14 protein-coding genes are annotated in these 13,245 nt (G+C 57.3%); 2 read left to right on the top strand and 12 right to left on the bottom strand.

Features of this window, described 5'->3' with window-relative positions:
* Positions 1-106: 106 nt before the first annotated feature.
* Both AC2FLB_RS05730 and AC2FLB_RS05725 read left to right on the top strand, forming a co-directional pair.
* Positions 107-505 carry a DUF983 domain-containing protein gene (locus AC2FLB_RS05730; protein ID WP_496708816.1) on the top strand — a complete coding sequence of 133 codons (399 nt, stop codon included), beginning with the start codon at positions 107-109 and terminating at the stop codon, positions 503-505.
* A gap of 25 nt (positions 506-530) precedes the next feature.
* Entirely contained in the window at positions 531-1,235 is a 705-nt protein-coding gene (locus AC2FLB_RS05725; RefSeq protein WP_496708815.1) for an NUDIX hydrolase, read from the top strand.
* Positions 1,236-1,241: 6 nt separating this feature from the next.
* Here the strand turns inward: AC2FLB_RS05725 and AC2FLB_RS05720 are convergent, their stop codons facing one another.
* The 12 genes from AC2FLB_RS05720 to nuoH all read right to left on the bottom strand — a co-directional run bounded on the left by AC2FLB_RS05720 (position 1,242) and on the right by nuoH (position 13,052).
* Positions 1,242-2,909: a ribonuclease J gene (locus AC2FLB_RS05720; protein WP_496708814.1), complete on the bottom strand. Its 1,668-nt coding sequence runs from the start codon at positions 2,907-2,909 to the stop codon at positions 1,242-1,244.
* Complete coding sequence (locus AC2FLB_RS05715) at positions 2,906-3,685, bottom strand: type III pantothenate kinase (protein ID WP_271950166.1); 780 nt, start codon at positions 3,683-3,685, stop codon at positions 2,906-2,908. The genes AC2FLB_RS05720 and AC2FLB_RS05715 overlap by 4 nt, the downstream gene beginning before the upstream one ends.
* 11 nt (positions 3,686-3,696) lie before the next feature.
* The gene (locus tag AC2FLB_RS05710; RefSeq protein ID WP_496702160.1) at positions 3,697-4,446 is read right to left on the bottom strand and encodes a biotin--[acetyl-CoA-carboxylase] ligase; all 750 of its coding nucleotides are present in this window, start codon (positions 4,444-4,446) and stop codon (positions 3,697-3,699) included.
* Positions 4,447-4,482: 36 nt separating this feature from the next.
* Positions 4,483-5,925, bottom strand: a complete 1,443-nt coding sequence (gene nuoN / locus AC2FLB_RS05705; RefSeq protein WP_496689762.1) for an NADH-quinone oxidoreductase subunit NuoN — start codon at positions 5,923-5,925, stop codon at positions 4,483-4,485.
* Positions 5,926-5,940: 15 nt separating this feature from the next.
* Positions 5,941-7,485, bottom strand: coding sequence for an NADH-quinone oxidoreductase subunit M (locus AC2FLB_RS05700; RefSeq protein WP_496708813.1), 1,545 nt, complete (start codon positions 7,483-7,485; stop codon positions 5,941-5,943).
* On the bottom strand, positions 7,485-9,635 hold the full coding sequence (gene nuoL, locus AC2FLB_RS05695) for an NADH-quinone oxidoreductase subunit L (RefSeq protein ID WP_496708812.1): 2,151 nt from the start codon (positions 9,633-9,635) through the stop codon (positions 7,485-7,487). Before nuoL ends, AC2FLB_RS05700 begins: the two co-directional genes overlap by 1 nt.
* A 6-nt stretch (positions 9,636-9,641) precedes the next feature.
* Entirely contained in the window at positions 9,642-9,947 is a 306-nt protein-coding gene (nuoK, locus tag AC2FLB_RS05690) for an NADH-quinone oxidoreductase subunit NuoK (protein WP_050602759.1), read from the bottom strand.
* Complete coding sequence (locus tag AC2FLB_RS05685; RefSeq protein ID WP_496690844.1) at positions 9,944-10,426, bottom strand: hypothetical protein; 483 nt, start codon at positions 10,424-10,426, stop codon at positions 9,944-9,946. Before AC2FLB_RS05685 ends, nuoK begins: the two co-directional genes overlap by 4 nt.
* Positions 10,427-10,512: 86 nt before the next feature.
* Positions 10,513-11,115, bottom strand: a complete 603-nt coding sequence (locus AC2FLB_RS05680; RefSeq protein WP_496708811.1) for an NADH-quinone oxidoreductase subunit J — start codon at positions 11,113-11,115, stop codon at positions 10,513-10,515.
* Positions 11,112-11,522: a carboxymuconolactone decarboxylase family protein gene (locus AC2FLB_RS05675; protein ID WP_142634878.1), complete on the bottom strand. Its 411-nt coding sequence runs from the start codon at positions 11,520-11,522 to the stop codon at positions 11,112-11,114. Before AC2FLB_RS05675 ends, AC2FLB_RS05680 begins: the two co-directional genes overlap by 4 nt.
* Positions 11,519-12,013 (bottom strand): NADH-quinone oxidoreductase subunit NuoI, encoded by a 495-nt coding sequence (gene nuoI / locus AC2FLB_RS05670; RefSeq protein WP_037307839.1) that lies wholly within the window; start codon positions 12,011-12,013, stop codon positions 11,519-11,521. The genes AC2FLB_RS05675 and nuoI overlap by 4 nt, the downstream gene beginning before the upstream one ends.
* Position 12,014: 1 nt before the next feature.
* Positions 12,015-13,052, bottom strand: a complete 1,038-nt coding sequence (nuoH, locus tag AC2FLB_RS05665) for an NADH-quinone oxidoreductase subunit NuoH (RefSeq protein WP_496690845.1) — start codon at positions 13,050-13,052, stop codon at positions 12,015-12,017.
* Between the last annotated feature and the right edge of the window lie 193 nt (positions 13,053-13,245).

Raw genomic sequence — 13,245 nt, 5'->3', positions numbered from 1 at the left:
CACATAATTTCCGGACATCTCATCGCGGCACAAAGCGACGCACCCCCCTTTTCTGTGGGGCAAAACAAGCGCAATATCAGGGCAATCTGAATGCGCGAGTTTCAAAATGACAGATCAAACGATCGACACAATATCCGAGAACGACCGTCCAACCCGGCCTGCGCTAGTCAAAGGCTTCCGCTGCCGCTGCCCAAAATGCGGTGAAGGCAAGCTGTTGCACAGCTACCTGAAGGTGAATGACAGCTGCAGCAGCTGTGGTCAGGAACTGTTTCATCACCGTGCGGATGACGGTCCAGCCTATCTGACGATCCTGTTGGTCGGTCACCTGCTGGCGCCCGCTTTGCACATCTCTTATGTCCAGTGGCGCCCTGACCCGCTGAACATGTTCCTGATTTTTGCATTCGGATGTACAGCCTTGACACTGTTCCTGCTACCGCGAATGAAAGGGGCCGTTGTCGCCTATCAGTGGGCACGACGGATGCATGGGTTCGAAACGGACCGATGACTGGAATGATTGGGTCGGCCCTGAGATGAGTACAGACAAAACGGCTATACGGGACGCTGCAACAGTTATCGTGTTGCGGGACCGGATGACGAACCCTTCCATTTTGATGGGTCAAAGGGGCGCAAAAGCCGTTTTTATGCCGAACAAATTCGTGTTTCCAGGTGGCGCGGTAGACGCAGAGGACGCTCTGGTCCCGCTATCGGCTGACATGTCCCAGCTCTGCCGCGATCGGCTTGCTGAACAGTCTCCGCCCGGGCTGCAGAATGCTTTGGCGGCCGCCGCAATCCGCGAGCTCTGGGAGGAAACCGGCCTGGTGCTTGGAGTTCCCGGCGCTTGGAAAGGTGAGGTGCCGATTGACTGGCAAAGCTATGCAGAGGCAGGATTTCTGCCCTCTGCACAGGCATTGCAGTTTGTTTTTCGCGCCGTCACCCCGCCCGGCCGTACGCGCCGGTTCGATGCACGATTCTTTTTGGTAGATGCAGACGCCCTGCAAGGCGATCTGGATGACTTTGGCCGCGCATCGGATGAGCTGTCGCACCTGCAATGGGTTCCGCTTAACAAGGCGCGCGAGCTTGATCTTCCCTTCATAACCGAAGTTGTTCTGGCCGAAGTGGCGGCCCGGGTCACACGACCCGAGCCGCCCGAAAGCGTTCCGTTCTTCCTCAACAAAGAAGAACAAAGCCTGTTTTTGCAGATCAAAGGCTATCCGATGTCCGAACAGGACGTCTAGCCGGACCTATTTCATCCGGCTGATGACCGTCGTCACCTCGGGCTTTTTACCGATCTCGGTCTTTGCAGTCTGGCGCACGATCCGGCGCAGAGCCTCTTCGAGCTTGTCATCGTCGCGCCGGGTTTTGGCATCCGCCCGCATGAGGAATTGGTTCAAGTCCTCCTCCAGAACTTCGACCAATGCCGCGCGCGATGTTCCGGTCTCGGCCAAGCCCATCGTATCGCACCAAGGTTCACCCAACGGTTCGTCTTCTTCGTCTAAAATAACCGTCACGGTTACATGCCCGTTCAAGGCCATGCGAATGCGGTCGCGGACAACTCCATCCAAGGCTCCGACCTTTACGGATCCATCCAGATAAGTTCGGCCTGTCTCGACGTAGTCGACGACCTTGGGGGCATTGCCGCTGAGATCCAGCATCGTGCCATTGACTGCCACAACCCCGGTACGACTACCCGCTTCGGCCAGTTTAGCATGTTCGCGCAGATGTCGGTGTTCACCATGCATGGGAATAACCATCTGTGGGTTGACTATGGCGTGCACTTTTTCCAGATCAGGCCGGTTGGCATGGCCAGAGACGTGATACAGACCCGAGCTGTCATCCACCACATCAACGCCTTTTTCGCTGAGCTGGTTCATGATGAAGATCACGCCCTTCTCATTGCCCGGGATCGTCTTCGACGAGAACAGGAACAGATCGCCTTCCTTCAACTCGATCCCGCGGTATTTACCACGCGCAAGCTGAGCACTGGCCGCACGGCGTTCGCCCTGGCTGCCGGTTACGATCAGCATCAGGTTCTGGCGCGGGATATCTATGGCCTCTTCGGCGCTGATAACCTTGGGAAAATCCGTGAGAATACCGGTTTCCGTCGCGGCCTCGATCATGCGCCGCATCGCGCGGCCCAACAGAACGACCGAGCGCCCGGCGCGCTGGCCAGCCTCAGCCAGCGTTTTCACCCGCGCGACATTCGAGGCAAAAGTCGTCGCAACCACCATGGATTTGGCGTTTTCAACCAGCTTGGTGATCTCGGGTCCGACTTCGGATTCCGAGCGGCCAGCATGCGTTGAAAACACGTTCGTGCTGTCGCAGACCAATGCTTTCACGCCGTCCTTGGCAACCTCGGCCCACAGGTCCTGATCAAACGGTTCGCCGACCACAGGGTTGGCATCGAGCTTGAAATCCCCTGTATGCACGATCCGCCCCGCAGGCGAGTCGATAACAAGTGCTGCACTTTCGGGGATCGAGTGGGAGACCGGCAAAAACCCGACCGTGAACGGACCAACCGTCACCTGCTCAGGCCAGGCCGAAAGGGTCTGAACCGCGTCTGTCGGATGGGCTTTCTCTTCCATCTTGCGACGTGCGAGATTTGCGGTGAAGGCGCGTGCATAGATCGGGGCGCCCAAGTCGTCATAGCAATGCGCCACAGCGCCGACGTGATCTTCGTGCGCATGGGTGACAAAAACCGCCTCAAGCCGGTCGGCACGTTCTTTCAGCCAGTTGATATCGGCATGGATCAGGTCGACACCGGGTGTTGTGTCCATATCCGGAAAGGTCACGCCAAGATCGACAAGGATCAGCCGTTCCTTCCCCGGTTTGCCATAGCCATAGACATAGGCATTCATGCCAATTTCGCCCGCCCCGCCCAGGGGCAGATAGATCAGTCGTTCACTGCTCATGTTGAGCCATTTTCCTTGTTATAGCGATGGATCACGGTCAGTCCGTGCATCGTCAAATCGTCTTCTATAGCGTCAAACCCAACATCTGCCTGATCGAACAGAGGCGCAAGCCCCCCGGTTCCCACGACTTTCATCGGCATGCCATATTCCGCCTTTATCCGGGCAATCAGCCCTTCGATCAGACCGGAATAGCCCCAATACACGCCAGATTGAATGCAGCCAACCGTATTTGTTCCAATCACTTTTTCGGGACGTGTGATGTCGATATGCGGCAACGCGGCGGCCCCCTGGTGCAACGCCTCAAGGCTCAGGTTTACACCTGGAGCGATGATGCCGCCGACATATGCTCCATCCGAAGACACCACGTCAAAGTTGGTGGCCGTTCCAAAATCGACAACAACCACATCGCCGCCATGCCGTTCAAATGCCCCGGCAGCATTGGCCAGGCGATCCGGGCCAGGGACCGTACCCTCGTCTATGCGCGGGCTGACAGGCAGCAGACACTCCGGCTTGCCCACGACCAATGGGCGACAGCCAAAGAACCGGTCCGCAAAGACGCGCAGATTGAAGACCACACGCGGCACGGTCGAGGCGATAATCACATCGGTGATATCAGCTTGGATCTCATAATGTTTGACCAGCGTAGAGTACCAGGTGAAATAGGCATCCGCCGTACGGGCATGGTGCGTAGACGTGCGCAGCGTGCAGACGAATTCCTCACCGTCCCAGATCGAGAAAACGGTATTGGTGTTGCCGCAGTCGATGGCTAGAAGCATTGGTGCCCCTTTCAGAAAAATACGTCTGCCGCAGGTATGCTGACGCGGCCCTTCGCGGTGTTTAGGACAAGGTTACCGCCTGCGTCCACCGTTTCGAAGGTCCCGACCGTCTCAGTGGTGACAGTACGCGCGGTGATGACCTCGCCCAGCTTAGCTGCGCGGGACAACCAAGCAGCGCGGATGGGTTCGAACCCGTAGGTTACAAACTGGGCCTCAAAACGCGCATAGGCCGATGCAAGCTCGGTCAAAAAATCTTCGGTGGTGACATCTGCCCCTGTCTCGGACAACAGCGAAACCGGCCTTAGCGCACCTGGTTCGACTTTATCTGCAGTCGGTGCCTGCGAGAGATTGACGCCGATGCCGATTGCCAAATGCGAGACGTCCCGCCCCTGCCCGGTACTTTCCAGCAGTATCCCCGCAAGCTTGCCACCGTTCAGCAACACATCATTGGGCCATTTTAGCGACAAACCCGATATGCGTCCGGTGACCGCCACACATGCATCAAACAGGGCCAAGGCGGCGACAAAACTGCGCAGAGCGGCCTGTTCCGGGCGTCCTGCGGGCCGCATCAGCAGCGTTGCGGCAAGATTTCCCTCGGGGTTGGTCCAGACCCGTCCGCGCCGACCGCGCGCCTGTGTCTGGCGGTGCGCCAGTATCCAGACCGGACCCTGAGCCATCGGCGCGATCCGGGCGGCTTCGTTCAGAGTGCTATCGACCTCTTGCAATACATGCAGGCCATATCCATCCGGCCAATCACTCATGTCACAAGAACAATAGGCCGCGGGCAATGGTCGAAATCAGTTAACAAGCGTCGCCGCTGCAGCTGCCGCTGCGCCCTCAATCCCAAACTGATAGAATACGCCAACCAACATCAATGCAGCTGACCCCATCAGAGCAACCCATAGAACCGGAGACGAATTTGCGTCGATCGGGTCGTCATTCTCGGCACCGAAGTACATATAGTATACGATCCGTAGGTAATAGAATGCACCGATCACCGAGGCGATGGCAGACATGATAACCAGACCGGTCAGGCCAGCCTCAATACCCGCTTGCCAGACGCCGAATTTCGCAAAGAACCCAAGCATCGGTGGAACACCGGCAAGGCTGAACATCAGGATCAGCACGGCCAGAGCCTTACCCGGATCGCGTTTGGAATACTGGCGCAAGGCGTCAATGTCGGTAACAGGTTTACCGTCCCGTTCCATCATCAGGATAAAGGCGAAAGTTCCGACATTCATGGTCACGTAAATCGCCAGATACATCAGCATCGCCTTAATACCCAGCTCGGTCCCAGCCGCCAGTCCGATCAGCGCATACCCCATATGGGCAATCGACGAAAACGCCATCAGCCGTTTAATGTCGCGTTGTCCGATGGCAGCCACGGCCCCCAGCAGCATAGACAGAACAGACAAGAGTACGATCACCTGCTGCCAGTCCTTTACGACACCTCCAAATGCGTCGTGCAACACGCGGGCAAACAGGGCCATGGCGGCCACTTTGGGCGCCGTGGCGAAGAAGGCAGTGACTGGTGTGGGCGATCCTTCATAGACATCCGGCGTCCACATGTGGAACGGAACAGCCGAAACCTTGAACGCGAGCCCCGAGATCAGGAAGATCAACCCAAACAGCAACCCGAGGGTCACATCGCCGTGGTGAACGGTCTGAATGATGCCCGAGAACAACGTGGTACCCGTAAAGCCGTAGACAAGCGAAGCCCCATACAGCAGTAAGCCCGAGCTAAGCGCGCCCAGAACGAAATATTTCAGGCCAGCCTCGGTGGATTTGGCGCTGTCACGACGCAGCGCAGCCACAACGTAAAGTGCCAGCGACTGCAGCTCGAGCCCCATATACAGAGACATCAGGTCACCCGCGCTGACCATCATCATCATGCCGACAGCGGCAAGCGCCACCAGCAAAGGGTATTCGAAACGCAACAACCCGCGGCGGGTCATATAGTCCTGGCTCATCATCAAAACGGCTGCGGCAGATAGCAGGATCGCCACTTTGGCAAAGCGCGCAAATCCGTCATCAACGAACATGCCGTTAAACGCGATGTTCGTCCCGTCGCCATTGGTGGCGATCCAGAACGCCAGCAGCGCCATCAGCCCTGCTGTCACCCAGACCAATGTCGGCGCAAGCCCGTCCTTGGTGGTGTAAACAGCCGCAAGCAATGCCGCCATCGCATATAGTGCCAAAACGATCTCTGGCAGGATAATTGTCAGATCAGCCTGGATCATGTCTCCAAAGCCTCCTTAATGCGAGGCGGCTGTCTGGGTCGCGGTCTCAGCCGCGGCCAGAGCCGTATCATAGTTCGAAATCAGCGCGGCAGTCGAGTTGCCAATCACATCTGTTACCAGCGATGGATACACACCCAGCAGGATCGTCATGACGATCAGGGGGGCAAATATCAACCGCTCGCGCGAGCTCATATCAGTCATCGCCTTGAGGCTTTCTTTGATAAGATCGCCAAATACGACCCGACGATACAGCCACAAAGCATATCCCGCCGAGAAGATAACACCAGTCGCGGCCACAGCAGTCACCCAGGTATTGACTTGGAATGCGCCCATCAGGGTCAGGAACTCTCCGACGAAACCACTGGTGCCCGGCAGACCGACATTGGCCATGGTGAACAGCATGAAGACCAGCGCATAGGCGGGCATCCGGATCACCAGACCGCCATAGGCCTCGATATCGCGGGTGTGCATCCGGTCATAGATCACGCCGACACACAGGAAGAGCGCTGCCGAGATGAACCCGTGGCTGAGCATCTGGAAGATGGCTCCGTCGACACCCTGCTGGTTTGCCGCAAAGATGCCCATGGTGACAAAGCCCATATGTGCGACCGAGGAATAAGCGATCAGCTTTTTCATATCCTCCTGCACCAGAGCAACCAGCGAGGTATAGACCACCGCGATGGCCGACATCCAAAGCACCAGATCAGTCATCACCGCCGAACCAACCGGGAACATCGGCAGGCTGAACCGCAGGAAGCCATAGCCACCCATCTTCAGCAGGATCGCCGCCAGCACGACCGACCCTGCGGTCGGCGCCTGCACGTGTGCATCCGGCAGCCAGGTGTGGACCGGCCACATCGGCATCTTCACCGCAAATGAGGCAAAGAACGCCAGGAACATCAGCGTCTGCATACCGCCTACGATATGGATGCCCAGAACGGTAAAGCTGTCGGACGAGAAATGATGCGCCATCAGCGCTTCGATATCCGTCGTGCCTGCATCCGCATACATCGAAACCATAGCCACCAGCATCAGCACAGAGCCAAGGAACGTGTAGAGGAAGAACTTGAAGCTGGCATAGATGCGCTCCTTACCACCCCAGATGCCGATGATCAGGAACATCGGGATCAGACCCGCTTCGAAGAACAGGTAGAACAGCACCAGGTCCAGCGCCATGAACACGCCAAGCATCAGCGTTTCCAGCAGCAGGAAAGCAATCATGTATTCCTTGACGCGGTCTGTCACATTCCAGCTGGCCAGAATTGTCAGCGGCATAATGAAAGTGGTCAGCAACACGAACAGGACGCTGATGCCATCCACACCCATCTTGTATTTCAGACCCATCAGCCACTGGCCCTCTTCCACCATCTGGAAGCCGGTGTTTTCAGGATCAAAGCCAGTATAGATGCCAATCGAGACCAGGAAGGTCACCGTCGTCGCAACCATGGCCACCCATTTGGCATTGCGTTGCGCGGCTGCGTCGTCGCCCTGCAGAAACAGCGCCAGAATGGCGGCCGCCGCTGCGGGGATGAAGGTGACGATCGAGAGGATATTGTCCATTAGTGTGCGCCTCCGCCGATCGACATCCAGGTGACCAGGGCAGCAATTCCCAGGACCATCCAGAAGGCATAGGTAAATATGTAACCAGTCTGCGCCTTGCCTGCGAGGCGGGTGAAGAATGGCACGATGCCCATCGCTACCCCGTTCAGGAAACCGTCAATCGTGTTGCCGTCGCCGCGTTTCCACAGGAACCGCCCAAGTGCCAAGGCAGGTTTGACGAAGATCGCGTCATAGATCTCATCAAAGTACCATTTGTTCAGCAGGAACAGATAAAGCGGACGCTGGTTTGCTGCCAAGCGCGCGGGCAACGTCGTATTCACGATATAAAACCAATAGGCCACGATGAAACCAAGCAGCATCGCAACGAAGGGTGAGACCTTGACCCATTTCGGAACAGCATGCGCATCGTCCAGCACATGATTGTCCGGTGCGATGTAGAGCGCGCCTTCTCCGGGCGTTCCAACAAAGGCATAATGGTGATCGCCGCCCTGCGCGTCCTTCTCACCATGGCTGTCCTCCGCGTGACCAGCATCCGCATGCGTATCGTCGCCGTGATCATCTTCGGCATGGGTATCGTCCCCATGCGCGCCCTCTGCCGCGTGGCCATCCACCGAAGCCTCTGCAACCGGAATGCCATAGAACTGGCCGACCTTGTCGGTGTGGCCAAAAAAGTTGCCATACCAGATCATCCCGGCGAAAACCGCACCCAGCGACAGAACGCCCAGCGGAACCAGCATGACCAACGGGCTTTCATGCGCGTGCTCATGCGTGTGTTTGTCGCCACGCTCTTCGCCATAGAAGGTCAGGAAGATCAGCCGCCAGCTGTAGAATGAGGTAAAGGCCGCCGCGATCACCAGCATCCAGAACGCATAACCCGTTCCGCCGGCAAAGGCGCTTTCGATGATTGCATCTTTGGACAGGAACCCGGCAAACCCGATATGGGTCAACGGAATGCCAACACCCGTAATGGCCAGCGTCCCGATCATCATCGCCCAGAACGTATAGGGGATTTTCTTCCGCAGCCCGCCGTATTCCGTCATCTCCTGCTCGTGATGCATCGCGTGGATCACAGAACCCGCCCCAAGGAACAACAGCGCCTTGAAAAACGCGTGTGTCAGCAGGTGGAACATCGCAGCCGAGTACATTCCGACGCCAGCCGCCACGAACATGTACCCCAGCTGAGAACAGGTCGAATACGCAATGACACGCTTGATGTCGGTCTGAACCAGACCCACAGTCGCAGCAAAAAACGCGGTCGAAGCGCCGAGGAAGGTGATGAACCCGGTGGCACCCGGCGCAAACTCCATCAGCGGCGACATGCGGCAGATCAGGAATACACCCGCAGTCACCATGGTCGCGGCGTGGATCAGGGCTGATACAGGCGTCGGACCTTCCATCGCATCCGGCAACCAGGTGTGCAGGAACAACTGTGCCGATTTGCCCATCGCACCGATGAACAGCAGAACGCAGATCACCTCGATCGCGGTCCATTCACCCCACAGGAAGTGCAGCTTCTCTTCGGCCAATGCCGGGGCAGAGGCGAAGATGTCCGAGAAATTGATGCTGTCGGTCAGCAGGAATAGCGCAAAGATTCCAAGCGCAAAGCCAAAGTCCCCAACCCGGTTGACGATAAACGCCTTCATCGCCGCCGCATTGGCGCTTGGCTTGCGGTAATAGAACCCGATCAGCAGATAGGACGCGACGCCCACACCTTCCCAGCCAAAGAACATCTGAACCAGATTATCCGCCGTCACCAGCATCAGCATGGCAAAGGTAAAGAAGGACAGATATGCAAAGAAGCGTGGCTTATAGCTTTCGCCTTCGCGCCATTGTGGATCGTGATCCATGTAGCCAAAGGAATACAGGTGCACCAGCGCCGAGACGGTCGTCACCACAATCAGCATGATCGCGGTCAACCGGTCCAGACGAATGGCCCAGCTTGTCGAGAGCGAGCCGCTTTCGATCCAGCGCATGATCTCGATCTGCTGGGTGTGGCCGTCGAACGTCAGGAAGACGATCCACGACAGCAGACAGGCCAGAAACAGCAGGCCCGTGGCGGTCCACATGGCGGCTTTCTCGCCAATGAACTTCCAGCCGAACCCGCACAGGATCGCGCCCACCAGCGGGGCAAAGAGGATGGTGGTTTCCATGTGCCCTTACCCCTTCATCATATTGACATCTTCAACCGCGATCGAGCCGCGGTTGCGGAAGAAACAGACCAGAATGGCCAGCCCGATCGCCGCCTCGGCCGCCGCCACGGTCAACACAAACAGCGTAAACACTTGCCCGACCAGATCGCCCAGGAAGCTGGAGAACGCCACAAGGTTGATATTCACCGCCAGCAGCATCAGTTCGATGCTCATCAGCAGGATGATGACGTTCTTGCGGTTCAGGAAGAGACCGAAGATGCCGATGACGAACAGCGTCGCCGCGACCGTAAGATAGTGTTCAAGTCCGATCATAGCTTCGCTCCTGGCGAGTCTGGGTAGTAGAGTTTGCAGCCGCAGTAGGGGTTGATGCGATTTTTCTTTTTGGCCCTGCTCAAAAAGCCGTCGATAGTTGTCCAGTGGTCATAACCAGCCTGTTTGGATAATTTCACCAAGTCTTGGACAGTCGTCCCAGACGCCAAACGCAGTTTCCCGTGAGGTGGGTACAGAAGATCTGCCGAAAAATTACCCACAGAAACCCGATATTCTGAGCCCGGAGGAGCACACACGCCACGGATTTGGATGAGCTCTTTGGAATTGCAATCCACGACCAGCACACTTTCGCTGCGAACACATTCCCCGGTAAGGGTCCAACGCTGGCCTACCCGACCACTACCAATATCCGTTGCAGCGTTCCCTGAAAAAAAGGAGCTCCAACCGTCGCCAGCTTCAGAGAAGCTACAATCCTCTTTAACTTCGGCGGGCTTGTCGAAGTGATGAAGCGGCTTGCTCATACTGCAACTACCGATAGGGCACTCTGCCATGGCCGATCCTGACGAAATCGTAAGCCATGCTGATAGCCCTATGATCGCGTAAATTCTCACAGCCCCTGCCCCGGTTTCACGTCTTTCAACTCCATCGCCTTGGCCGGGTCGCGCATCATTTGGCCGATGATGTCCTGACGCTTGATGTCCTGACGGTGGCGCAGGGTCAGAACGATGGCGCCGATCATGGCGACCAGCAGGATCAGGCCCGCCAGCTGGAACAGAAGGAAGTATTGATCGTACAGGATGACGCCCAGTGCCTCGGTGTTGTGGCGATCCACTGGCACCGGCTGGGCCAGATTGGCCGCCACACCCCGCGCGCTGTCCCAGGCCCCGAAGGCCATGACGAACTGCATCAGGATAACCAGACCGATCAGCAGGGCCAGCGGCATATAGCGCGCCATCTCGGCCTTGAGCTCAGCAAAGTCCACGTCCAGCATCATCACGACGAACAAGAACAAAACCGCGACCGCGCCGACATAGACGATGATCAGCAGCATCGCCACGAACTCAGCCCCCAGCAGCACAAACAGTCCTGCCGCGGACAGGAAGGACAGGATCAACCACAGCACGGAATGCACCGGCTGGCGGCTGATCACCGTGAACAGCCCGCCGGTGATGGCGCTGATGGCGAACAGATAGAAGGCAAAGACGGTCATTGATCCTCATCCTCGTTATCGCCCATGACCTCTTGCGCCAATTCCAGCGCGCGGGTCATGGCCGGGATGCCGGCAAAGACCGACATCTGACCGATCGTTTCCACGATCTCTTGTTTCTTGGCACCGGCTTCCACAGCGTGGCGCACGGTCTGACGCACCGCCGCATCCGCCTGCGCGCCCTGACAGGTCAGCCCGGCCAGTGTCAGCAACAGGCGCGTTTTGGCATCCAACCCGTCTTTGTTGACGGTGTTGCCGAACATCATCTCCATGACTTCTTTTGGCATGGTCGGCCATAGAGTTTCGAACCCTTTGGGCGAGAAGCTCTCCATCGCAGGGTTCATCGCCTTGGCCATGTCCTGCGCCTGCTTCATCATCAGCTCAAACGGATTTGTCGGGGCGTCAGTCATCGGTACGGCGCGTCCATTTCTAGATTGCGGGCGATCTCGGCTTCCCAGCGCTCGCCGTTGTCGAGCAGTTTTTCCTTGTCGTAGAACAACTCTTCGCGGGTTTCCGTGGCGAATTCGAAATTCGGACCTTCGACGATGGCATCGACCGGGCAGGCCTCTTGGCAGAAACCGCAATAGATGCACTTGGTCATGTCGATGTCATAGCGCGTGGTACGGCGGCTGCCATCTTCGCGCGGTTCGGCGTCGATTGTAATGGCCTGTGCAGGGCAGATCGCCTCGCAGAGTTTGCAGGCAATACAGCGTTCTTCACCGTTGGGATAGCGACGCAGGGCGTGCTCACCGCGAAAACGCGGAGACAGAGGACCCTTTTCATGCGGGTAGTTCAGGGTGGCCTTCGGTGCGAAGAAATACTTCAGCCCCAACTTCATGCCGACCCAGAAATCCTGTAGAAGAAAATACTTGGCGGCACGGGTGTAGTCGATTTGGGTCATATCAGCCTCCTACGCTCCAACGCGCAAACGCGCCCCAGAACCAGTCGAATTTCGCCGCAAAGGCCACGAAGACTACCCAAGCCAGCGAGAAGGGCAGGAACACTTTCCAACCCAGCCGCATCAGCTGGTCATAGCGGTAGCGCGGCGTGATCGCCTTGACCATTGCGAAGAGGAAGAAGAAGAACGCCATCTTCGCGACCATCCACAACACGCCGTCGGGCAGGCCCGGGATCGGGGACAGCCAGCCGCCGAAAAACAGCAGCGTGGTTAGCGCGCACATCAGGAAAATGGCGATATATTCGCCAGCCATGAACAACAGGAAAGGCGTGGCCGAGTATTCGACCTGATAGCCCGCGACCAGTTCGGATTCCGCCTCTGGCAGGTCAAACGGTGGGCGGTTGGTTTCGGCCAGCGCCGAGATGAAAAACAGGAAGACCATTGGGAAATGCGGCAACCAGTACCAGCTGAAGAACCCAAAGCGCCCGTCTTGCGCATGCACGATGTCACCGAAGTTCATCGACCCGGTCGACAGGATCACACCGATGATGATCAGACCAATCGAGACCTCGTAGGAAATCATCTGAGCGGCAGAGCGCAATGAGCCAAGGAAAGGGTACTTTGAGTTCGACGCCCACCCCCCCATGATCACGCCATAAACCTCCAACGAGGACACGGCGAAGACATACAGGATGGCGACATTTATATCCGACAGCACCCAGCCGTCGTTGAACGGAATCACGGCCCAGGCGATCATCGCCAGAACAAATGAGGTCAACGGCGCGAGGATAAAGACGGTGCGGTCTGCACCCGCTGGGATAACCACCTCTTTAACCACATATTTCAGCGCGTCGGCCACCGTTTGCAGTAGGCCATAGACGCCCACCACATTGGGGCCACGGCGCATCTGAACCGCCGCCCAGATCTTGCGGTCTCCATAGACAAGGAACAACAGCGAAATCATCACAAAGGCCACAACGGCAAGCACTTGTGCCAGAATGATGAGGGCTATTCCGCCTGGGGTGTTAAAGAATTCAGCCATTGGTCCTCACACCGTGGGTATTCCGTTTTCCGCACGAAATGCTAAGGCCATGTGCCTGCGCAAAGTGCGTCTGGGTCGGCGCGTTGGTGTAAACAGCATCTGCAGCCGCTACGCCACCCTTTTTATTCCGTTTCATAGGCAAAACAGGGGCGAGCCCCTGTCCGACCAGCACAGGGTCGAGATGCGATATGAC

The sequence above is a fragment of the Ruegeria sp. CDSA236 genome (assembly GCF_059611285.1).
This window is presented reverse-complemented; position numbering and strand designations above follow the sequence as displayed.

Bases quoted from the DNA above. Each gene is read 5' to 3' on its own strand.
- AC2FLB_RS05730 (WP_496708816.1), top strand. From the start codon at position 107: ATGACAGATCAAACGATCGACACAATATCCGAGAACGACCGTCCAACC.
- AC2FLB_RS05725 (WP_496708815.1), top strand. From the start codon at position 531: ATGAGTACAGACAAAACGGCTATACGGGACGCTGCAACAGTTATCGTG.
- AC2FLB_RS05720 (WP_496708814.1), bottom strand. From the start codon at position 2,909: ATGAGCAGTGAACGACTGATCTATCTGCCCCTGGGCGGGGCGGGCGAA.
- AC2FLB_RS05715 (WP_271950166.1), bottom strand. From the start codon at position 3,685: ATGCTTCTAGCCATCGACTGCGGCAACACCAATACCGTTTTCTCGATC.
- AC2FLB_RS05710 (WP_496702160.1), bottom strand. From the start codon at position 4,446: ATGAGTGATTGGCCGGATGGATATGGCCTGCATGTATTGCAAGAGGTC.
- nuoN (WP_496689762.1), bottom strand. From the start codon at position 5,925: ATGATCCAGGCTGATCTGACAATTATCCTGCCAGAGATCGTTTTGGCA.
- AC2FLB_RS05700 (WP_496708813.1), bottom strand. From the start codon at position 7,485: ATGGACAATATCCTCTCGATCGTCACCTTCATCCCCGCAGCGGCGGCC.
- nuoL (WP_496708812.1), bottom strand. From the start codon at position 9,635: ATGGAAACCACCATCCTCTTTGCCCCGCTGGTGGGCGCGATCCTGTGC.
- nuoK (WP_050602759.1), bottom strand. From the start codon at position 9,947: ATGATCGGACTTGAACACTATCTTACGGTCGCGGCGACGCTGTTCGTC.
- AC2FLB_RS05685 (WP_496690844.1), bottom strand. From the start codon at position 10,426: ATGAGCAAGCCGCTTCATCACTTCGACAAGCCCGCCGAAGTTAAAGAG.
- AC2FLB_RS05680 (WP_496708811.1), bottom strand. From the start codon at position 11,115: ATGACCGTCTTTGCCTTCTATCTGTTCGCCATCAGCGCCATCACCGGC.
- AC2FLB_RS05675 (WP_142634878.1), bottom strand. From the start codon at position 11,522: ATGACTGACGCCCCGACAAATCCGTTTGAGCTGATGATGAAGCAGGCG.
- nuoI (WP_037307839.1), bottom strand. From the start codon at position 12,013: ATGACCCAAATCGACTACACCCGTGCCGCCAAGTATTTTCTTCTACAG.
- nuoH (WP_496690845.1), bottom strand. From the start codon at position 13,052: ATGGCTGAATTCTTTAACACCCCAGGCGGAATAGCCCTCATCATTCTG.